This is a genomic window from Mammaliicoccus sp. Q-M61, from assembly GCF_022386055.1.
In the GTDB taxonomy this organism is placed as follows: Bacteria; Bacillota; Bacilli; order Staphylococcales; family Staphylococcaceae; genus Mammaliicoccus; species Mammaliicoccus sciuri_A.
Genome location: NZ_JAJNJL010000002.1, coordinates 273,148 through 292,720, shown reverse-complemented (window position 1 = coordinate 292,720; position 19,573 = coordinate 273,148). Strand labels below are relative to the sequence as shown.

Sequence of the window (19,573 nt, the reverse complement as noted above, 5' to 3'; positions counted from 1 at the left end):
TCTGTTAATGAATATTTATACACTTATAATAGCATAAAATTGAAAAAAATAGTAATGTAAGCGCTATAAACATTTAAATGACGCTTTAGATATACTAAAGCGCCTTTTTCAACATAAATATTCATATATTTCTCTTAACTACTTAATTAAAGATTTGACGGTAGATATAATATTTGATTTAGAGATACCAATATCTTCTAATAATAAACCTACATCACCGTGCTCAATGTACGTGTCATTTATGCCTATTCTACGCATAGTATTATGATAATCATTGTCATTCATAAAAGTAGCAATTTGACTTCCTAAACCACCAGTCAACATAGCTTCTTCAACTGTCAGGATCGGTTTAGACGCTTTACCGAGATTATGAAGCATGTCATAGTCCATAGGTTTTATAAACCGAGCATTAATGATATTGATATGGATATCTTCTTTTAATAGTTCGTCTGCTACATCTTTTACAAGTGATACTGTTGGCCCATAACTTATAATTGTTAAATCATCACCATTTCTTTCAACATTCCAAGATCCTATTTTGAGTAATTCGCTATTTTTAGAATCATCAAGTAAAGGCGCATTGCCTCTTGGATATCTAATCGCCATTGGACCATGGTCAGTTTCAAAAGCAGTTTTGATCATATTTTTCGCTTCATTTCCGTCTTTAGGCATCATAATTGTAAAGTTAGGAAATTGACTTAAAAAGCCAACATCAAAGACACCTTGGTGTGTCTCTCCATCTGCTCCAACAAGGCCTGCCCGATCAACACCAAATAATACGTTTAAGTTTTGACGGTCTACATCATGTAACAATTGATCGTAAGCACGTTGCATAAAAGTTGAATAGATTGCGACATATGGTTTCATGCCTTGTGTTGCTAGTCCTGCTGCCATCGTAACAGCATGCTGTTCAGCAATACCTACATCAAAAAATTGTTCAGGTAATGTTTGTTGAAATTTTGTTAATTTTGATCCTACAGGCATAGCTGGCGTGATTGCAACAATTCGTTTGTCTTGTTGCGCATATGCTAATACTTCATCACTCATTAAAGCACTCCATGCAGGACCTTCAGCATTTCCTTTTATCACTTCACCCGTTTCAAGCTTATATGGTCCTAAACCATGCCAAGTTCCAATTATATCTTTCTCAGCAGGTTTATAACCTTTCCCTTTCTTAGTCACAACGTGTATGAGAACAGGTTTGTCCATTTGTTTAGAAACGGTGATCGCTTCATCTAATGCTTTAAAATTATGTCCATCTACAGGTCCAATATATTTAATGCCGAGTTCTTCAAAGAAAATGCCATCTACGACTAAATATTTTAAACTGTCTTTAATTTTATCCGCAGAGTCTTTTAACAAATCTCCACCAGGTAGTCTATTAATTAAACTTTCAGCATCAAATTTAAAGCGATTATAATTTTGGTTTGATCGTATTCTTGCAAACATATTGTGCATTGCACCGACATTTGGTGCGATACTCATTTCGTTATCATTTAAAATAATCGTTAAATTTGTTTTGTCATGGCCTATGTGGTTTAATGCTTCTAGTGCCATACCACCTGTTAGAGCACCATCACCAATTACAGGTACAACATGATGATCTTGTCCTAATATATCTCTCGCTTTTGCCATCCCCACAGCTGCAGATAAAGAAGTTGAACTATGTCCAGCTTCCCACACATCATGTTCGGATTCTTTCATTTTAGGAAAACCACATAATCCTTTATATTGTCGCAAAGAATTAAATTCGTGGCCTCTTCCGGTTAATATTTTATGAATGTATGTTTGATGTCCAACATCCCATAATATCTTATCTACAGGGCTATTAAAATGTTTATGTAGACTCAATGTTAATTCAACCACACCTAAATTTGCCCCAATATGTCCGCCAGTTACTGAACAAGTTTCAATTAAAAATTTCCTAATGTCACTGCTCAGTTGTTCAAGTTCTTGATGAGAAAAATCTTTGAGGAAGGATGGGTTTTTTATTTTTGAAACATCCATTTTTTAACCACCTTTAGCCCGATTCTTGTGACCAGTCATCTTAATTATTAGATAGATTAATTTTCTCTATTTGCAAATAATTTTGTGAGAGACTTGAGTTCTTCAGTGTTATATTGATCTTCTAATTGTTCAAGTAAATATAACGCTTGATTCACATGTTGTTCTAAAGCAACTTTAGTATTCGTCTTACCTAATAGTGACACATAAGTACTCTTATGATTCGCAACGTCACTACCAACTGACTTACCTATTTTATCGAAATCCCCTTCAATATCTAGTAAATCGTCTTTAATTTGGAATATTAATCCTAATTCTTGGCTAAATGAATCAAGTAATAAGAATGTCTTACTATTAACTTTAGCGATTGTGCAAGCTGCAACAACAGAAAAACGGATCAGTGCACCAGTTTTATATCTATGGATTTTGCGTAATGTATCTAGCGAAATTTCTTTGTTTTCACTTTCCATATCTAACACTTGTCCACCTACCATACCTTGATGGCCTGCTGATTCAGAAAGCAATCTGATTAATTTCACTTTGTCGTCAGCTTCTATATATGTATCTTTAGTTATCAGTTCAAAAGCTTTTGTTAATAGTGCATCACCAGCTAAGATTGCAGTCGCATCACCATAGATTTTATGATTCGTTTTCATTCCACGTCTATAATCATCGTTATCCATAGCTGGTAAATCATCATGTATAAGGGAATATGTATGTATCATTTCAAGTGCTTTTGCAGTTTCCATTCCTTTATTAATATCTGTCTTTAACATCGATAAAGTCATTAATAATAGTACAGGACGAATACGTTTACCACCTGCTAATAAAGAATAGCGCATACTTTCTTCTAATTGTGTATTTACAACTGAATCTAGTTTCGTTTGATTAAGTGATTCAGTGAACTTGTCTACATAACTATTCATGATTTGACTCATCTGAATCACCTTCTTTTTGAACAAGTTTATTTACTTTATCTTCAGCTGCTTTAAGTTTCGTTTCACATTTACTACTTAATTCAATACCTCTTTGATAAAGTTCAATTGATTCCTCAAGAGAAATATTTTCTTCGTCTAATTTACCGACGACTTTTTCTAATTCTTCCATCATTTCTTCAAAAGTTTGTTCTTTAGCCACATTTGTCACCTAATTTCCTTAACATTAGCATTTATTTTACCATCTTTTAAATTGATTGTAATATCATCGTCAATTTTTAAATCATTTTTGCTTGTAATGATTTTATCATCTTTTTCGATGATTGAATAACCTCTTAACATGATTTGAGTCGGACTTAACGCATCTAATTGCGCTAACTTGCTAGTCAGAGCTTGTCTTTTTTGACTGATAATACGATTAACGAGCTGAGTTTGAAGCATATTTAAACGATCAAAATCTTGTCTAAATTGAAAAGTCTTACTATAAATTGGTGTGATTCGCAATTTATTTTGTAAGATATCTAGCTTATGATTATTACGCGTAACAGTCTGTTCTAAATTTCTAGATAATTGTTTTTGTAATTCATCTAACTTCTGTGTTTCTTGATCATATAGCAACGAAGGCGTCTTCAATTTATAATATGATGAAAGTTGTTTTAATTTATGTTTATCTTGCAGTATAGATTGCGTGATATGTTTTGTTAAATACTGTCTAGCATTTGAAATCAGTTGATACAGCGCGTTAATATCTGGTGTTGCAATGACTGCAGCTTGTGTTGGCGTTGCAGCTCTTACATCACTGACAAAATCACTTAATGTCGTATCAGTTTCATGACCAACTGCTGAAATAACAGGCGTCTTACAATGATAAATGGCTTCTACAACTTCTCTTTCATTGAAGCTCCATAAATCTTCAATAGATCCACCACCACGACCAACGATAATAACATCAACGCCCATGGAATCAGCTTCTTTGATGTTGTTAATGATATTATCCTTAGCTCCTTTACCTTGAACTAACGTGCTCATTAACACTTGTTCTGCAAGTGGATATCGCTTATCTAAAGTAGAACATATATCTCTTATTGCAGCGCCAGTCGATGCTGTCAACACAGCGATTTTCTTAGGATATTTAGGTATACTTAATTTATGTTCTTGGTCAAAGTAGCCTTTTTCTGCTAATTCTTTTTTGAGTGCTTCAAATTTTTCATAAAGAAGACCAACACCATCTAATTGCATAGATTGAACATAAATTTGGTATGCACCTCTTGATTCATAAACCCCAATTCTACCTTCAACAAGTACTTGGTCACCTTCTTTAGGATTAAATGACAATTGATTCGCACTCGATTTAAACATCATTGCACTGAGTACACCTTTATCGTCTTTTAAGGCAAAGTAAAGATGACCACTTGAATGTCTTTTAAAGTTTGATATTTCACCTTTAATAAAGACATTAAGTAGATGTGGATCTTGATCAAATTTATATTTGATATATTTAGTTATTGCTGTAACTGATAAATACTTATCCATTTATATCACTCTTTAACTTTTTGATAAACTGCTTAATACACCATTAATAAATTTATAGTGATCATCATCACTGTATACTTTCGCAATTTCTACTGCTTCATTAAATATAACTTTCTCTGGTGTATCTGTATATTTTAATTCATAAGTTGCCATTCTCAAGATGATTCTATCAGTCTTAAGTAAACGGTCTAATGTCCAGTTTTTTAAATGTGGACTTACAATTTCATCTAATTCGTCTTTTTTCTCTATCACTTCTTTAACAAAGTTCTTCACGTATAAATATTGTTCACCTTTAAAATCTTCTACTAAATATTGAATCGCTTCTTCTACTGTTAAATCAGTTTTGTTATTTTCTAATTGATATAGTGATTTAAAGACAATCTCTCTTAGTTCTGTTCTTTTCATATTCTTCTCCTTCAAAGAATAAGAGGATGCACGCATCCTCTTAATTAATCATTTTATTATTGGAAATGTATATTAACGATATGTACATTAACTTCTTTTGGTGTTAATGCCGTCATCGTATTTAATGCTTGTTTAATTTCTGATTGTACTTTACGTGCTGTTTCAGAAATTTTTGTACCGTAGTCAAATGTACAGTAGACATTAATGTAGATGCCGTCTTCTTTAATATCGACTTTAATACCTTTACCAAAATTCTTTTTCCCGAATTTTTCTAAGGAATTCTTATTAAAAACGGATTGCATATGAGATACACCTTTAATGTCAGTAGTCGCAATGCTCGCAATGACCTCAATAACTTCTGGCGCAATCTCTATTTTACCTAAAGAAGGCTTTTTATTTTCAATTGTTTTAGCCATTTGAATCCCTCCCTATTTGTCTTCATTATTTATAATATCATGAATCTCTAGGAAATTGGTATTAAAATCACCTGATTCAAATACATCATTTTCTAACAATCTTAAATGGAATGGGATCGTTGTATCTATACCAGCAACTAAAAATTCTGATAAAGCTCTTTTACCGATTTGAATTGCATCTGTTCTATCTTTACCATGAACAATAAGCTTCGCAACCATTGAATCGTAATAAGGCGGAATCGTATATCCTGTATAACAAGCTGAATCAATACGCACACCAAATCCACCTGGTGTTAAATATTGATTAATTTTACCTGGTGATGGCATGAAATTTTTAAATGGGCTTTCTGCGTTGATTCTAAATTCAATCGCATGTCCACTCAAGTCAACTTCTTCTTGTGTAACAGGTAAAGTTTCACCACTTGCTACTTTTAGTTGAAGTTTAACTAAATCCATTCCAGTTACCATCTCAGTAACAGGATGTTCTACTTGAATACGCGTATTCATTTCCATGAAATAGAACGTTTCAGCATCTAAATCATAAATAAATTCAATTGTACCAGCATTTTCATAATTAACGGCTTTAGCTGCTCTAATAGCCGCTTCACCCATTTCTTTACGCATTTCTTCAGAAAGGACTGGTGATGGCGATTCTTCTACTAATTTTTGCATACGTCTTTGGATCGTACAATCACGTTCACCAAGATGTATAACATTACCTTCTGAATCACCCATTACTTGAATTTCAATATGTCTAAAGTTTTCGATGAACTTTTCTAAATACAAACCTTTATTTCCGAATGCTGTTTCAGCTTCTTGTTGTGTCATTCTAAATCCTGTTACAAGCTCTTCTTCATTACGTGCAATTCGGATACCTTTACCGCCACCACCGGCAGTAGCTTTAATAATAACGGGGTAACCAATTTTCTTCGCACATTTCTTTGCAATTCTTACTGTATCTACTAAACCATCACTACCAGGCACAACAGGTACGTTCGCTTTGATCATTTCTTCTTTCGCAACGTCTTTAATACCCATCTTCTGGATAGATTGATAACTAGGTCCAATAAATTTAATTTGGCATGCTTCACACATTTCAGCAAAATCACTATTTTCGGCTAAGAAACCATATCCAGGATGGATACCGTCACAACCTGTTGATTTTGCAATTGAAATAATATTAGGAACGTGAAGGTATGAATCTTTAGATTGTGTCGGTCCAACACAATAAGCTTCATCTGCTATTTGAGTATGTAATGCATCTTTATCAGCTTCTGAATAAATTGCGACCGTTTGTATGTCTAATTCTCTACAAGCTCTAATGATTCTTACTGCAATTTCCCCTCTATTTGCAATTAATACTTTTTTCATATTACTTCACCTTGAATAACGGTTGGCCATACTCTACCATTTGTCCGTCTTCAACTAATATTTCAGTGATTTCACCAGAAACTTCTGCTTGAATTTCATTAAATAATTTCATTGCTTCTAAAATACATACAGTTGTATCAGCTTCTACACGTGAACCTACTTGAACATATGGACCTTCATCAGGAGATGGTGATTTATAGAATGTACCAACCATTGGCGCATTAATTGTTAAACCACTAGGTGCTTCTTGTTCAACATTTTGTTGTGGTGCTGATTGAGTTGCTTGTTGTGGTTGTTCTGCAACGACATTTGTTGCCCCTTGGCTATAAATGACTTCTTGTTTAATATCTTTTTTTAAAGTTAGTTTAAAATCTTTATCATTAATATCAATTTCAGTTAAAGAAGAATTATCTAACACATCAACTAGTTCTTTAATTTGTTTTAAGTTCATTTGAAAAACTCCTTTTAAATTCTAATACGTTACACTTCATACATTTTACTTTAGTGGTCATACCAATTCAAGAGATTTTAATATTTAATTATAATTGTAAATAAGATACATTCCTAATTTAACCAAAATGATTGAGGCCAGGACACAAGTTACTGTCCCGGCCTCATTTTAATGTTTAATATTAACCTCTTGATACGTAGCTTCCATCAGTAGTATTAATGACAAGTAAATCACCTTCATTAACAAATAACGGTACGTTTAAACTATAACCTGTTTCAACTGTAGCTTGTTTAGTTGCACCAGTTGCTGTATCACCTTTAATACCAGGTTCAGTTTCTGTTACTTGAAGTGTAACTGTATTTGGTAATTCAATACCAATTGTTTCACCTTCGTAAGATTGGATTTGAACTTCCATATTTTCTTTAATAAATTTAAGTTCATATTCTAGTTTATCACCAGGTAACTCTAGTTGATCGTAAGTTTCGTTATCCATGAACACATGGCTATCACCATTAGCATATAGATATTGCATACGACGATTATCGATTTGAGCTTTTTCAACTTTTTCACCGGCTCTAAAAGTTTTCTCTTGGATTGCACCAGTTCTTAAGTTTCTTAATTTAGAACGTACGAATGCCGCACCTTTACCTGGTTTTACGTGTTGGAAGTCCATAACTTTCCAAATACCATTATCAACTTTAATTGTTAAACCTGTTTTAAAATCATTAACTGAAATCATTCATTTTCCTCCTATTTATACCTTCTTATAAAATAATAAGGTCTTTTGAAGATTTAGTAAAGCGCTGTAAGCCATTTTTTGTAACTAATACGTCATCTTCTATTCTAACGCCACCTAAACCATCTACATAAATACCTGGTTCTAATGTGATACACATATTTTCTTCAAGTACGATATCGGATTTTTGAGATAGTGCTGGACCTTCATGTACTTCTAACCCAATACCATGTCCTAATGAATGACCAAATTGTTCACCGTAGCCATAACTTTTAATAACATCTCTTGCAATTGTATCTGCTTCTTTACCTGTCATACCCGGTTTAATTTGTTCTAAAGCTGCTAATTGTGCTTCTAAAACAATATTATAGATTTTCTTCATTTCTTCTTTAGGTTCACCAATAGCAAATGTTCTCGTAACATCACTCACGTAACCTTCATATAATGCACCGAAGTCTAAAGTAATCATATCTCCTTCTTCGATAACTTTATTACTTGCTACACCATGCGGTAATGCACCACGGTGACCTGAAGCAACAATCGTATCAAATGAAGAACATGTTGCACCTTTACTTCTCATGAACATTTCCATTTCATTATTCACTTCATTTTCAGTCATGCCTGGTTTAACCCATTTTAAAATGTGTTCATATGTTTCATCTACAATGTCAGCTGCTTTTTGAATTTGTTTAATTTCAAATTCGTCTTTAATCATTCTGATTGTTTCAATAACATCTTCAATAGAAGAAAGTTCAACTGCATCTGTATTTAATGCTTGATATTCATTAAAAGTAATTAAATGTGCTTCAACGCCAACTTTTTTATATTGACCTTCTTTAATCAGTTCATTAATCTTACCTAACATTGGTCCTTCTTGATTAATAACTTCAAAATCTTGAGCTTGATCATTCGCTTGTTGAATGTATCTAAAGTCTGTAATTAAAAGGGATTTATCTTGTGTAATTAGTAGACTACCACTTGTCCCTGTAAATCCAGAAAGATATCTTCTGTTATACGGTGATAGAATTACAACTGCTTCAAGACCTTTTTCATTCATGACTTCTCTTAATTTATTAATTTTCATAATTATCCCCTTTCTATTTGTACAATAAATCTATATACATTAAAATAATATCATACATATCGAAATTTTTTCACAGTAAAACATTGGGAGTAAATAAACATGAGAAAAACAATTATAACAATCATGGCAAGTACAGTTGTCTTATCTGCGTGTGGAAATGATAAAGTTCAACAACTTGAAGAAAAGAAGTCTTCATTAAAAAGTGATAATCGAAAATTAAAACAAGAAGTATTAGACTTAGAAGATAAAAACAAAACATATAAACAAAAAGAAAATAGTGTTAAAAGCAAAATTAAAAAAAATGAACAAGAGTCGTCTAGCCAGTTTACAACTCAATATTTAAAGTCATCTACAAAATTTGTAAATGAAACGAAAACGAATATAGCGAGTTATAACAAAATCAAGAAAAATGTAACTTCAAAATTCGACGATGAACATACTAAAAATGAATTAGAAAATATTTATCATAATCAAGAAAATATTACTGATAGATATAAAAATGAAATGAAAGGTAAATCTATTCCTAAAGATTATAAATCTCTTCATAAAAGCATGTTAAAGTTATCAACAAGTTTTGAAAAAGTGTTTAAAGATTTAAATGATGCCTACAATAAAAAGGATAAAAAAGATGTTCAAAAAGCTATTGATGAACTTCATGGATTAGACAAAGAGATAGGTCAAATTGAGTGAGATTATACATAAAATGTGCTATATTAAATAGACTAATAATTTAAGGTGAGATTTTATGAAAAATGTTTTATTCTATTTAATTATTGCTATAGCAGTTTTTGGATTAATTATGAATCTTGATTTCTTTATCATGGGCTTCATTCGTATGATTGTCTCATTTATCATATTCGGATTAATCATCTATCTAATTTACTATTTCTTCTTTTTAACGCCAGATCAACGAAAATATAAAAAAGCCATGCGCAAACAAAAGCGTAGAAATAGATAAAAAAAGAGACTTCAATAGTCTCTTTTTTTTACTTTCTATAAGTCCATTCTTCTGATTTATATTTTTCTTCTAATTGTTTAATTTCAGCAAGTTGTTCTTCAGTAAATTCAAGTGGTTTATATTCAATATCTAAACCTTTCTTGAATCCTTCAAAAAACGCTGTTTCCATTTCTTCTAAAGTGATGTATTTATCTGATAAATCATTGATAGCAACTGCTTTATCTGTAAATGCAGCTTTCATTTTATCTTTTAGACGATCATTTCTATATATAAACATATCGAACAATTCATCAACATCTATATCTTGTAAAATTGAACCATGTTGCAAGATAACGCCTTTTTGACGTGTTTGTGCACTGCCTGCTATTTTTCTATCTTCTACAACAAGTTCATACCAACTTGGCGCATCAAAACAAACTGAACTACGTGGTGCCTTAAGTTTATCTCTTTCTTCTTTTGTCTTTGGAATTGAAAAATATGCATCAAACCCTAACGACTTGAATCCTTCTAACAATCCTTCTGAAATGACTCTATATGCTTCAGTTACCGTTTTAGGCATATTGGGATGCGATTCTGGAACGATGACGCTATAAGTTAACTCTTTATCGTGTAAGACACCTCTACCTCCTGTAGCACGTCTTACAAGTCCAAAACCTTTTTCTTTTACTTTTTCAATATCAATTTCTTTAGTTAGTTTTTGAAAATATCCAATTGATAACGTAGCTGGACCCCATGTGTAAAATCTAATAACCGGATCGATTTCTCCTCTACTCACAAAATTCATAAGTGCTTCATCAACTGCCATATTATAATATGGATTATTCGATTTCGTGTTTATAAAGTGCCAAGTTTCTTTCACAATTAAAACTCCTATTCAATTAATTCTTATGTACTTTTCTATTTTAGCAAAAAAATTTTGATAAATCTCACAAGAAATCTTATAATAAGGGTATCGACTTGAATTGGGAGGAATCAGACCATGAATTATTGGTATATCGCGCTCATAGTCCTAGTCTTGATTATCATTTATATGGCAATTAACTATTCATTAAATAAGCGCGCAGTAAAAGAATTAGATCAAAATGAATTCCATAAGGGATTAAGAAAGGCACAAGTTATAGACTTGCGTGAAAAGGCTGATTTTGACTATGGTCATATTATCGGGGCAAGAAATATACCGATGAGTGTATTTCGTACAAGATATCAAGGTTTACGTAAAGACCAACCTATATATTTTTGTGACGCAAATGGCGTAGCAAGTTATAGAGCTGCTAGAATGATGAAGAAAAAAGGTTACACTGAATTATTCATGCTTAAAGGCGGCTATAAAAAATGGACTGGTAAAGTTAAATCTAAATAAAATTAAAGCGTCTTGGTCGTTAAATGCGACCAAGACGCTTTTTATTATGCTTTTTCTTCTTTTAGTAATTCAAATTTAAGTACTGGTTTTCTTGCTGCTTGTGTTTCATCTAATCGACCAATGACAGTTGTATGTGGTGCTTCTAATACAACTTCTGGTGTTTCTTCTGCTTCTTTAGCAATTTGAATAAGCGTATCGCAGAATGCATCTAATGTTTCTTTAGATTCTGTTTCTGTTGGCTCAATCATCATACATTCTTCCACGTTGATTGGGAAGTAAATTGTTGGTGGATGGAAGTTAAAGTCTAAGAGACGTTTAGCAATATCCAATGTTCTTACACCAAGTTTTTTCTGTCTTGAACCACTGATTACGAATTCGTGTTTACAGTGTTGTGTATATGGTGTATCAAAGTGATCTTGTAATCTTCTCAACATGTAATTAGCGTTTAATACTGCTGTTTCTGAAACTGCTTTTAATCCATCTGGGCCCATCGTTCTAATATAAGTGTAAGCTCTTAAATAGATACCGAAGTTACCGAAGAATGGTTTAACTCTTCCGATAGATTGTGGCATATCATGTTCGAATTTAAATGTATCATTTTCTTTTACTACTGTTGGTTTAGGTAAAAATGGTACTAAATCTGCTTTAACACCAACTGGTCCTGAACCAGGTCCACCGCCTCCATGAGGTCCTGTGAATGTTTTGTGTAAGTTTAAGTGAACAGCGTCAAATCCCATATCACCAGGTCTAACTTTACTCATAATTGCATTTAAGTTAGCACCATCGTAATACAATTTACCACCTGCTTGGTGTACGATTTCTCTGATTTCTAAAATATCTTCTTCGAATAAACCTAATGTGTTAGGGTTCGTTAACATAATAGCGGCTGTGTCATCTCCAACTACACGTTTTAAGTCTTCGATATCAACTAATCCTTTTTCATTAGATTTTACAGTTACTGTATCGAAACCTGCTACTTTTGCAGAAGCTGGATTCGTACCGTGAGCTGAGTCTGGAACAATAACTTTCGTTCTATTGAAATCGCCATTTGCTTCGTGGAAAGCTTTAATCATTAATAATGCTGTCCATTCACCGTGCGCACCTGCTGCAGGTTGAAGTGTTACTTCATCCATACCCGTAATTTCTTTTAAATGTTCTTGTAAATCATAAATGATTTCTAATGAACCTTGTACAGTTGAAACATCTTGTAATGGATGTGCGTTTGCAAAGCCAGACATTCTAGCGACTTTTTCATTAATTTTAGGATTGTATTTCATCGTACATGAACCTAAAGGATAGAATCCTGTATCTACACCATGGTTTTTATTAGATAATTCAGTGTAATGGCGCATTAAATCTAATTCACTAACTTCTGGTAATTCTGCTTTTTGTTTTCTTGTAAATTTATCTCCTAAAAGATCTTGAACATCTTGTGTTTCAACATCTTTTTCAGGTAAAGAATATGCAAATCTATCTTTTCTAGATCTTTCAAATATTAATTCGCTTGATGGTTTACGCACTGTATTCACCTACTTTTTTGATAAATGTGTCGATTTCTTCTTTTGTTCTTAATTCTGTTACTGCAATTAACATATGATTGTTGAATGCTTCGTCGATGAAACCTAAGTCAAATCCACCAATAATACCTTCTTCAAGTAATTCAGCGTTGATTTCACTTATCGGTTTGTTAAATTTAACAACAAATTCGTTGAATGAAATACCTTCTAACACATCAAATCCAGCTTCTTGCATTTTTTGCTTCATGTAAGTTGTCTTTTCCATGTTAAGTTTAGCCATTTCAAACACACCATTTTTACCTAATGCACTCATACAAACTGATGCTGCTAATGCATTTAGAGCTTGGTTAGAACAAATATTTGATGTCGCTTTATCTCTTCTAATATGTTGTTCACGTGCTTGTAGCGTTAGAACAAAGCCTCTATTGCCATCTTCATCTTGAGTTTGACCAACTAAACGTCCTGGTAGTTTTCTCATAAGTTTCTTGGTAGATGCAAAATAACCACAGTGAGGTCCACCATATTGTGCTGGAATACCGAATACTTGTGCATCACCAACAACAATATCAGCACCGAATTCACCAGGAGGTGTAATTAATCCAAGTGATAAAGGATTGCTTGATACGATAAATAAAGCTTTTTTATCTTCAATTAATTGTTTAATTGCCTCTAAGTCTTCTAAAGAACCAAAGAAGTTAGGATATTGAACACATACTGCTGCTGTATCGTCATCGATAACTGCTTTTAACTTTTCTAAGTCCGTAACAGTTCCGTCTAAATCAACTTCAACTACTTCAATGTCTTGAGCTTTTGTATAAGTTTTAAGTACTTCTATAGATTGATAATGTACAGATTTAGATACAATTACTTTTGATTTCTTAGTATGACCTGCTGCAAGAACAGCAGCCTCAGCAAAAGCAGTTCCACCATCATACATAGATGAATTGGCTACATCCATACCAGTTAATTCGCAAATTAAAGTTTGAAATTCAAAAATAGCTTGTAATTCACCTTGTGAAATTTCTGGTTGATAAGGTGTGTAAGCAGTATAAAATTCTGAACGAGATATAACATGATCTACAACAGTTGGAATATAGTGATCATAAACACCTGCACCTAAAAATGAAGCATGTGTTTCACTTGTAATATTTTTGTTCGCAATTTGAGATAGTTCACGTAATAAAGGCGTTTCAGCTTTCTTTTCTTTAATATTTAACGGTTTATTAAACCTTACAGATTCAGGTATATCCGTAAATAATTCATCTACAGATTGAATACCAATGACATCTAACATTTCAGATTTATCTTTTTCAGTTAAAGGTATATAGCGGTGACCCATTTTATTCACTCCTATGATTTAAATGATGATTTTTTAACAATTTTAGCTTTTACTTGTCTTTTTCTAACTTGTATTAAAATTTCTTTATCTAATTCAAATGCACCCTTCTCAATTAATCCCATAGCAATTGATTTGCCAGTTGATGGAGACTGAGTTCCAGAAGTTACATAACCAATTTCATTACCATCAGTATCTAGAATTGCATAATCTGTTCTCGGTATGCCTTTATCAATCATTTCTATACCGATTGATTTTCTTGGCGCACCATTTTCTTTTTGAGCTTTCAATACATCTTTGCCAATAAAGTCATCTTCAATTAATGGTTTAACTGCAAAGCCAATGCCAGCTTCATATGGTGTGATTTGTTCAGATAAATCTTGACCATGTAATGGTAAAGCAGCTTCAAGTCTTAAAGTATCACGTGCACCAAGACCACATGGAACAACATTTTCGTTTATAAATCCATCCCAAATTGCTTTAGTGTCTGCAGCATCACAATAAACTTCGAAACCATCTTCACCTGTGTAACCAGATTGAGATAATATAACTTCTTTCCCGAATAGTGTTACATTTTGTTTAAATTCAAACATTTTCATTTCTGATACATCATCACTGACTAATTTTTGAATTAGTTCGCGTGCTTCTGGACCTTGGATTGCTAATTGGCCATATTCAGAAGATTTATTTTCAACATTTACATTAAAATCTTTAATTGATTTTAACCATTCGAAGTCTTTATCTGTATTACCTGCATTGACAACTAAGAAATAAACTTTGTCGTCTAATTTATAAACAACTAAATCATCAATTACACCGCCATCTTGGTTACATAGCGTTGTATATTGAGCTTTACTATCCGTTAATAATGTTGAATCATTCGTTAAAGTGTATTGAATAAACTGATCCGCTTCTTCACCTGTAACGAGAATTTCACCCATGTGACTCACATCAAAAATACCAACATTATTTCTTACTGCATTGTGTTCCTCTTTAATACTTGAAAATTGGACTGGTAAAGCCCATCCAGAAAAATCAATTACTTTAGCACCTTGATCTATATAAGTTTGATACAAAGGTGTTTGTTTTAAATCTGTCGTCATCATAACTCTCCCCTTCTGAATATGTATAATAAAAAAACAGGGTAGCTTTCGCTACCCTGTTGAAGTGCTCTTCAGGAATGCGTCACAAAGTTATCCTTTTGCCTGAGAGATTCACTCAAATCTGGCTTGCTCCTTCGGCGATGAATATATCATTCATTCTCTCTAACTTTGATCATTCGCAAATATTTAAGCTTATAGAGATTCAATAATCTCACTTGCAACTACTTCTCTAGGTCTGTTAGCATCAATATGCTTGAATGCGATTTCATTATAACTTAATTCTCGTTTTGAATACAAGGTTTTTAATTCATTTAATGACTTTCCGTTAGCATTTGGTCTGTTGTTATCATGATTAATTCTATTAAATAGAATTTCGACATCACATTTTAACCAAAAAGTATTGTCATTTTGCTTTAATAATTCTTTGCATAATTCCGATTCTACAATACCGCCACCAGTTGAAATAATCACATCTTGGTCAATCCATTTTTTTAAAGCTTGATACTCTAAATCTCTAAAATGTTTTTCACCATATTTTTCAAAAATTTGTGGGATTGGTAATTGAGTTGTTTCAACGATATAAGTATCTATATCTACTAAACTTTTATCATAATGTTCGCTCAACAAATTTCCGATAGTTGTTTTGCCAACACCCATAAATCCAATTAATACGATTGACATTAAATCTACTCCTCAGTTGTTTCATTTCAACTTAAACTTTATTCTATCTCATTATTCAGAAAATAAAAAGCTTAAAATTATTTATTTATCATTATTTTTATTTCACGTATATAGTATTGTTCTAAATTGTGATAAGTATTAAGCTTAAAGCTATATTGTACTAAGTAAAATGACAAAAAGGAACTATAAATAAATAATATCCCAAGTAGTAACGGTAAAATAAAACCAGCATCGTTAGAAATAAATTTCTTCATGTAATTCTTTATCGCCTTTTCTTATTATAATAAATACTTTAAATGTTTCGTTAGATATCTTATCTACTTGAAAAGTCTTCACATTATTAATTAAAGTGATGTTTCCGCGACCATTTATAGTTTTTATTATCTTTCCATTTAATAATGTGAATTCTGTAGAACGTGTTTCATTTATGAATTTAATCCTGTTTTGAGCATTGTCTAATTTTATAGTACTTTCTTTTATTTCATCGGAGAGTTCTTTTCTAAACATCATCAATTCAAAATGCGTATGATCCATTGCATTATCTTTAAACAAATAAAGACTCTTAATGAGCAATGGAATTAATGCCAATATAATTAATAAAAATGATAACGACAGTAGCATTTCTATCATCGTAAAGCCTTTACTATTTTTCAATACATATTTTTTCATTTTTTAATTCATCTTTCATACAAACTTTTGTATTAAACTCTAAATATTTATATCTCTTTACATCATATTTTGGTTCGTTAGATTTTGATTGTACTGTTTGATAAAGCATTTGATAAAGCTTTATTCTATAGTGTTCACGAGTGATATTTTCATTTAATGTTGAAACTAAAGGAAGTAATGTCCCACTCAGTAACATTATGATAAAAATTGACAACATAAAATCTATAAACACATACCCATCATGTCGTTTCAACAATTCTATATCTCCCTTTCTCGATGCGAAAAATAACATGATACTTTCTTTCATTAAATTCCACTTTTAAAGTACCAAATTGGTTAATATTCCCCTCTCCATCAAAAACTAATGTCGTAAACTCATTATTTTTAGAAATACGACCTTTATAGAGTGAAATGGTTTGAATCTGATTCTTCTCAATTTGATAAAATATTTTATCTGAATTAGGTTTAAACCAAACTAATATAGGTTGCTTTTGAGATAGAGATTTCGTTTCTAAAAACTCTAGCTTCGTTTCAAAATCATCTATGCCATTATTTAATCCACTACTTGCCAATGCGTTTACAGATAAATACATTGTCACCATAAAGATAATACTGATGATCGATAGAACAATAATCATTTCCACCAGCGTAAAACCTTTATTATCATTAATGTGCAACAACTTCACCATTTTCAAGTGTAATTGTCTCACCTGATTTACATGTCAGTTGCTTTTGATTAATATAACCATCACTTACTAAATCATTTATAGAATTTGGTTTAGCGTCGTGTTTCAATGTATAAGCTTCTACTTGTCCAGCAACCATTTTCACTTGAGCTTGGCATCCAGTACTTTTTACCGTCTCTGATTGCTTACTTATGTTTGGTATGATGATCACCAATAATATACTTATGATTAAAAGGACAATTAGCATCTCAACCAATGTAAATCCTTCTTTTTTACTTAAAAATTTAAATCTTTTCATTTTAAAACATTCCTTTCACTTTATACCTTCTACCATTTGCAGCATCGGTAGAATAATTATTAGATATAGCGTTACGATTAATAAAGCTAGAACACCAAATACTACTGGTTGTATCCATTTGAGATGTTTTAAAAAAGTCTTCTCTAATGTGTCTAGCATAAAAAGACTGTAATAATAAAGTTCTAAATCTAATTTAGATTTATTTTCTCCGTGATTGATATAGTGTATAAAATTAGATTCAAAGCACCCTAACTTCTTAATTGAATTTGGAAATGTCATACCAGAAACTAATGATTGATTGATGGAATGTCCAATATATTTCAAAAAGTCATCTTTAGTTTGCAACATATATATTTCAATAATTTTAGTAAGGGTAATACCATTTTGAATAAAAAAGGAAAAATCTCTAGATATACGATATGAGTTATACATCGTAATGTAACGATTGATGATTGGAATTTTCTTATATATAGCTAATTTACGAGCCATTTCTTTATCCATAAAATTCATATAACTGATAAGATAAACGAGGAATAAAATGAGGACTAACGCTAAAATGGTTATTGGTAAATAAGAAAATATTGTCGTGATAATACGTAACGAAGTAGAAATTTCTACATTCATTGAAGCATAAATTTCTGTGAATTGAGGAATAATGGTTTGATTCACAACAGCGAGTAACATAAAAAAGATGCTGAATAATAAAGCGGGATATTGAATTGTTTTTATAAATCTTTGTTTAACTTGTTCAATCTTTTTTAAATATAGAATAGAGTGTTCTAACGTTTCATTCAAATTACCATATTGTTCACCAAAGTATATTTGAGTAATAATGACTTGCGGATAATTAAACAGTTTAAGTATTTCATGTAATTGACCAGTCTCTTTAACAATTTCACAAGCAGTCGTATTTAAATTATGCTTTTTAAGTTGTATGAATTGATCAGACAGTAATTGAATAGCTTCTAGTAAAGTGAAACCTTGTTTCAACATATCTAACAGTCGTGTTAAATATAATACTTGGTCTTTTTTTAATACATTTTTCTTACGTTTCATAATCATTCTCCATATATTTAATAATGTCATCTTTAAAAATATAAGACATAACTAATGTTCTTGTTTCATCATTTTTCTTCACAAGACGTTGGTTCGTGATACATGAAATACCTTGTTTAATTTGTTCGACTGTTACACCTAGTTCAATTAGTCGGTGGATTGCCCCGATTGTATCACTCGCATGCATAGTTGAAAGAACTAAATGACCACTTAAACTTGCCTGAATAACTTGCTTAGCAGTAACATCATCTCTTATCTCCCCAATCATAATAACGTCAGGATCACATCTTAAAATAGCTTTAAAGGATTGTTGATAAGTTATGTTAGCTTTTTCATTGACTGAAACTTGGACAATGCCATTTAATGTTTGTTCTACAGGATCTTCAATCTTAATAATATGTTTATTCTTCTCTCTCTTTAACGCATACATCAATTCATACATTAATGTCGTCTTACCTGATCCTGTTGGCCCCGTAAATAGAAATAACCCCTCTGATTGATACATTCTATTTTGTAGAACGATATATGATTGATCTTCTAATTTTCCATGTGAGTGATTAAAATGTTGAGGGGTTATTCTAATGGAACTAGATTCTATTCCTAAACTTATTGGTATTGTAGAAATTCTTAAGTAATAATGAATGTCATGTTCATATAGATATTGACCGCCTTGTGCTTTATTACGTTCACTTACATCAAGATGCGCGATAAATTTCATATAAATGAGTAGCCTACTATACAATTTAAAGTCTAGATTTAAATCATAAGGTGTATTATCGCCATTTATCCTCATTTGAACAAAGACTTTATCATCGTTTAAAGGTACAAAGTGAATATCACTCGCATTTGAATTAACAGCATCGTTAATAATTGACTTAAATAATTTCTCCATAATCTCCTCCTAATATATATAAACGCTTCCAATTAGCTAAATTACTTGTTTAATGCTTATGAATTTGCGTTAAAATGCTATT

The 19,573-nt window shown here is 31.7% G+C and carries 24 protein-coding genes and 1 riboswitch; of the genes, 3 read left to right on the top strand and 21 right to left on the bottom strand.

Translation table 11 applies throughout. The features are described 5' to 3' along the window. Positions 1 to 138: 138 nt before the first annotated feature. The 10 genes from dxs to LQ677_RS04845 all read right to left on the bottom strand — a co-directional run bounded on the left by dxs (position 139) and on the right by LQ677_RS04845 (position 8,935). Positions 139 to 2,007: a 1-deoxy-D-xylulose-5-phosphate synthase gene (gene dxs / locus LQ677_RS04890; protein WP_191835604.1), complete on the bottom strand. Its 1,869-nt coding sequence runs from the start codon at positions 2,005 to 2,007 to the stop codon at positions 139 to 141. 56 nt (positions 2,008 to 2,063) lie between these two features. Beyond that, entirely contained in the window at positions 2,064 to 2,942 is an 879-nt protein-coding gene (locus LQ677_RS04885; RefSeq protein WP_126477500.1) for a polyprenyl synthetase family protein, read from the bottom strand. Continuing rightward, the gene (gene xseB / locus LQ677_RS04880) at positions 2,923 to 3,114 is read right to left on the bottom strand and encodes an exodeoxyribonuclease VII small subunit (protein ID WP_153653573.1); all 192 of its coding nucleotides are present in this window, start codon (positions 3,112 to 3,114) and stop codon (positions 2,923 to 2,925) included. Before xseB ends, LQ677_RS04885 begins: the two co-directional genes overlap by 20 nt. Positions 3,115 to 3,146: 32 nt before the next feature. Then, entirely contained in the window at positions 3,147 to 4,472 is a 1,326-nt protein-coding gene (gene xseA, locus LQ677_RS04875; protein ID WP_191835605.1) for an exodeoxyribonuclease VII large subunit, read from the bottom strand. Positions 4,473 to 4,484: 12 nt separating this feature from the next. Further along, positions 4,485 to 4,877: a transcription antitermination factor NusB gene (gene nusB / locus LQ677_RS04870; RefSeq protein ID WP_025904941.1), complete on the bottom strand. Its 393-nt coding sequence runs from the start codon at positions 4,875 to 4,877 to the stop codon at positions 4,485 to 4,487. A 56-nt stretch (positions 4,878 to 4,933) separates the two neighbouring features. Next, positions 4,934 to 5,293 carry an Asp23/Gls24 family envelope stress response protein gene (locus LQ677_RS04865; protein ID WP_025904942.1) on the bottom strand — a complete coding sequence of 120 codons (360 nt, stop codon included), beginning with the start codon at positions 5,291 to 5,293 and terminating at the stop codon, positions 4,934 to 4,936. Positions 5,294 to 5,305: 12 nt separating this feature from the next. Further along, entirely contained in the window at positions 5,306 to 6,664 is a 1,359-nt protein-coding gene (accC, locus tag LQ677_RS04860) for an acetyl-CoA carboxylase biotin carboxylase subunit (protein WP_025904943.1), read from the bottom strand. A gap of 1 nt (position 6,665) precedes the next feature. Beyond that, the gene (gene accB, locus LQ677_RS04855; protein ID WP_126477501.1) at positions 6,666 to 7,115 is read right to left on the bottom strand and encodes an acetyl-CoA carboxylase biotin carboxyl carrier protein; all 450 of its coding nucleotides are present in this window, start codon (positions 7,113 to 7,115) and stop codon (positions 6,666 to 6,668) included. A gap of 181 nt (positions 7,116 to 7,296) precedes the next feature. Next, positions 7,297 to 7,854: an elongation factor P gene (gene efp / locus LQ677_RS04850; RefSeq protein WP_025904945.1), complete on the bottom strand. Its 558-nt coding sequence runs from the start codon at positions 7,852 to 7,854 to the stop codon at positions 7,297 to 7,299. Positions 7,855 to 7,879: 25 nt separating this feature from the next. Continuing rightward, on the bottom strand, positions 7,880 to 8,935 hold the full coding sequence (locus LQ677_RS04845) for a M24 family metallopeptidase (RefSeq protein ID WP_275583255.1): 1,056 nt from the start codon (positions 8,933 to 8,935) through the stop codon (positions 7,880 to 7,882). 99 nt (positions 8,936 to 9,034) lie between these two features. Here LQ677_RS04845 and LQ677_RS04840 point away from each other — a divergent pair, with 99 nt between their 5' ends. Together LQ677_RS04840 and LQ677_RS04835 are read left to right on the top strand one after the other, a co-directional pair. Continuing rightward, a complete protein-coding gene (locus LQ677_RS04840) occupies positions 9,035 to 9,625 on the top strand; it encodes a hypothetical protein (protein WP_191835606.1) in 591 nt (196 codons plus the stop codon). 55 nt (positions 9,626 to 9,680) lie between these two features. Next, positions 9,681 to 9,893: an SA1362 family protein gene (locus tag LQ677_RS04835; protein ID WP_025904948.1), complete on the top strand. Its 213-nt coding sequence runs from the start codon at positions 9,681 to 9,683 to the stop codon at positions 9,891 to 9,893. Between the two features lie 28 nt (positions 9,894 to 9,921). Here LQ677_RS04835 and LQ677_RS04830 read toward each other — a convergent pair whose 3' ends face one another. Continuing rightward, on the bottom strand, positions 9,922 to 10,752 hold the full coding sequence (locus LQ677_RS04830; protein WP_191835607.1) for a lipoate--protein ligase family protein: 831 nt from the start codon (positions 10,750 to 10,752) through the stop codon (positions 9,922 to 9,924). 120 nt (positions 10,753 to 10,872) lie between these two features. Between LQ677_RS04830 and LQ677_RS04825 the strand changes: the two genes are divergently transcribed. Continuing rightward, positions 10,873 to 11,253: a rhodanese-like domain-containing protein gene (locus LQ677_RS04825; protein WP_025904950.1), complete on the top strand. Its 381-nt coding sequence runs from the start codon at positions 10,873 to 10,875 to the stop codon at positions 11,251 to 11,253. Positions 11,254 to 11,297: 44 nt separating this feature from the next. On the opposite strand, the gene gcvPB is transcribed toward LQ677_RS04825, so the two are convergent. From gcvPB to comGA, 10 genes are all read right to left on the bottom strand, one after another. Next, positions 11,298 to 12,773 (bottom strand): aminomethyl-transferring glycine dehydrogenase subunit GcvPB, encoded by a 1,476-nt coding sequence (gene gcvPB / locus LQ677_RS04820; RefSeq protein ID WP_037588250.1) that lies wholly within the window; start codon positions 12,771 to 12,773, stop codon positions 11,298 to 11,300. After that, positions 12,766 to 14,109 (bottom strand): aminomethyl-transferring glycine dehydrogenase subunit GcvPA, encoded by a 1,344-nt coding sequence (gene gcvPA, locus LQ677_RS04815; protein WP_191835608.1) that lies wholly within the window; start codon positions 14,107 to 14,109, stop codon positions 12,766 to 12,768. The genes gcvPB and gcvPA overlap by 8 nt, the downstream gene beginning before the upstream one ends. Before the next feature lie 11 nt (positions 14,110 to 14,120). Then, a complete protein-coding gene (gcvT, locus tag LQ677_RS04810) occupies positions 14,121 to 15,209 on the bottom strand; it encodes a glycine cleavage system aminomethyltransferase GcvT (RefSeq protein ID WP_126477617.1) in 1,089 nt (362 codons plus the stop codon). Positions 15,210 to 15,289: 80 nt separating this feature from the next. Next, positions 15,290 to 15,385, bottom strand: a riboswitch (glycine riboswitch). 16 nt (positions 15,386 to 15,401) lie between these two features. Continuing rightward, positions 15,402 to 15,890 carry a shikimate kinase gene (locus LQ677_RS04805; RefSeq protein ID WP_037588260.1) on the bottom strand — a complete coding sequence of 163 codons (489 nt, stop codon included), beginning with the start codon at positions 15,888 to 15,890 and terminating at the stop codon, positions 15,402 to 15,404. A gap of 234 nt (positions 15,891 to 16,124) precedes the next feature. Continuing rightward, complete coding sequence (comGF, locus tag LQ677_RS04800) at positions 16,125 to 16,559, bottom strand: competence type IV pilus minor pilin ComGF (RefSeq protein ID WP_191835609.1); 435 nt, start codon at positions 16,557 to 16,559, stop codon at positions 16,125 to 16,127. After that, entirely contained in the window at positions 16,534 to 16,815 is a 282-nt protein-coding gene (gene comGE / locus LQ677_RS04795) for a competence type IV pilus minor pilin ComGE (RefSeq protein WP_126477507.1), read from the bottom strand. Before comGE ends, comGF begins: the two co-directional genes overlap by 26 nt. After that, complete coding sequence (gene comGD, locus LQ677_RS04790) at positions 16,799 to 17,248, bottom strand: competence type IV pilus minor pilin ComGD (RefSeq protein WP_126477618.1); 450 nt, start codon at positions 17,246 to 17,248, stop codon at positions 16,799 to 16,801. The genes comGE and comGD overlap by 17 nt, the downstream gene beginning before the upstream one ends. Next, a complete protein-coding gene (comGC, locus tag LQ677_RS04785) occupies positions 17,226 to 17,543 on the bottom strand; it encodes a competence type IV pilus major pilin ComGC (RefSeq protein WP_037588275.1) in 318 nt (105 codons plus the stop codon). Before comGC ends, comGD begins: the two co-directional genes overlap by 23 nt. 15 nt (positions 17,544 to 17,558) lie before the next feature. Beyond that, on the bottom strand, positions 17,559 to 18,599 hold the full coding sequence (gene comGB, locus LQ677_RS04780) for a competence type IV pilus assembly protein ComGB (RefSeq protein ID WP_126477508.1): 1,041 nt from the start codon (positions 18,597 to 18,599) through the stop codon (positions 17,559 to 17,561). Beyond that, on the bottom strand, positions 18,589 to 19,491 hold the full coding sequence (gene comGA / locus LQ677_RS04775; RefSeq protein ID WP_239748130.1) for a competence type IV pilus ATPase ComGA: 903 nt from the start codon (positions 19,489 to 19,491) through the stop codon (positions 18,589 to 18,591). Before comGA ends, comGB begins: the two co-directional genes overlap by 11 nt. Positions 19,492 to 19,573 lie beyond the last annotated feature (82 nt).

What these genes read in the sequence shown, in the direction of transcription:
- LQ677_RS04865 (WP_025904942.1), bottom strand. Translation starts at nt 5,293, where the DNA reads ATGGCTAAAACAATTGAAAATAAAAAGCCTTCTTTAGGTAAAATAGAG.
- dxs (WP_191835604.1), bottom strand. Translation starts at nt 2,007, where the DNA reads ATGGATGTTTCAAAAATAAAAAACCCATCCTTCCTCAAAGATTTTTCT.
- nusB (WP_025904941.1), bottom strand. Translation starts at nt 4,877, where the DNA reads ATGAAAAGAACAGAACTAAGAGAGATTGTCTTTAAATCACTATATCAA.
- gcvT (WP_126477617.1), bottom strand. Translation starts at nt 15,209, where the DNA reads ATGACGACAGATTTAAAACAAACACCTTTGTATCAAACTTATATAGAT.
- comGA (WP_239748130.1), bottom strand. Translation starts at nt 19,491, where the DNA reads ATGGAGAAATTATTTAAGTCAATTATTAACGATGCTGTTAATTCAAAT.
- accC (WP_025904943.1), bottom strand. Translation starts at nt 6,664, where the DNA reads ATGAAAAAAGTATTAATTGCAAATAGAGGGGAAATTGCAGTAAGAATC.
- accB (WP_126477501.1), bottom strand. Translation starts at nt 7,115, where the DNA reads ATGAACTTAAAACAAATTAAAGAACTAGTTGATGTGTTAGATAATTCT.
- efp (WP_025904945.1), bottom strand. Translation starts at nt 7,854, where the DNA reads ATGATTTCAGTTAATGATTTTAAAACAGGTTTAACAATTAAAGTTGAT.
- LQ677_RS04805 (WP_037588260.1), bottom strand. Translation starts at nt 15,890, where the DNA reads ATGTCAATCGTATTAATTGGATTTATGGGTGTTGGCAAAACAACTATC.
- LQ677_RS04835 (WP_025904948.1), top strand. Translation starts at nt 9,681, where the DNA reads ATGAAAAATGTTTTATTCTATTTAATTATTGCTATAGCAGTTTTTGGA.
- LQ677_RS04885 (WP_126477500.1), bottom strand. Translation starts at nt 2,942, where the DNA reads ATGAGTCAAATCATGAATAGTTATGTAGACAAGTTCACTGAATCACTT.
- comGB (WP_126477508.1), bottom strand. Translation starts at nt 18,599, where the DNA reads ATGAAACGTAAGAAAAATGTATTAAAAAAAGACCAAGTATTATATTTA.
- comGF (WP_191835609.1), bottom strand. Translation starts at nt 16,559, where the DNA reads ATGAAAAAATATGTATTGAAAAATAGTAAAGGCTTTACGATGATAGAA.
- gcvPA (WP_191835608.1), bottom strand. Translation starts at nt 14,109, where the DNA reads ATGGGTCACCGCTATATACCTTTAACTGAAAAAGATAAATCTGAAATG.
- xseA (WP_191835605.1), bottom strand. Translation starts at nt 4,472, where the DNA reads ATGGATAAGTATTTATCAGTTACAGCAATAACTAAATATATCAAATAT.
- LQ677_RS04840 (WP_191835606.1), top strand. Translation starts at nt 9,035, where the DNA reads ATGAGAAAAACAATTATAACAATCATGGCAAGTACAGTTGTCTTATCT.
- comGC (WP_037588275.1), bottom strand. Translation starts at nt 17,543, where the DNA reads ATGAAAAGATTTAAATTTTTAAGTAAAAAAGAAGGATTTACATTGGTT.
- xseB (WP_153653573.1), bottom strand. Translation starts at nt 3,114, where the DNA reads ATGATGGAAGAATTAGAAAAAGTCGTCGGTAAATTAGACGAAGAAAAT.
- comGD (WP_126477618.1), bottom strand. Translation starts at nt 17,248, where the DNA reads ATGGTGAAGTTGTTGCACATTAATGATAATAAAGGTTTTACGCTGGTG.
- LQ677_RS04825 (WP_025904950.1), top strand. Translation starts at nt 10,873, where the DNA reads ATGAATTATTGGTATATCGCGCTCATAGTCCTAGTCTTGATTATCATT.
- LQ677_RS04845 (WP_275583255.1), bottom strand. Translation starts at nt 8,935, where the DNA reads ATGAAAATTAATAAATTAAGAGAAGTCATGAATGAAAAAGGTCTTGAA.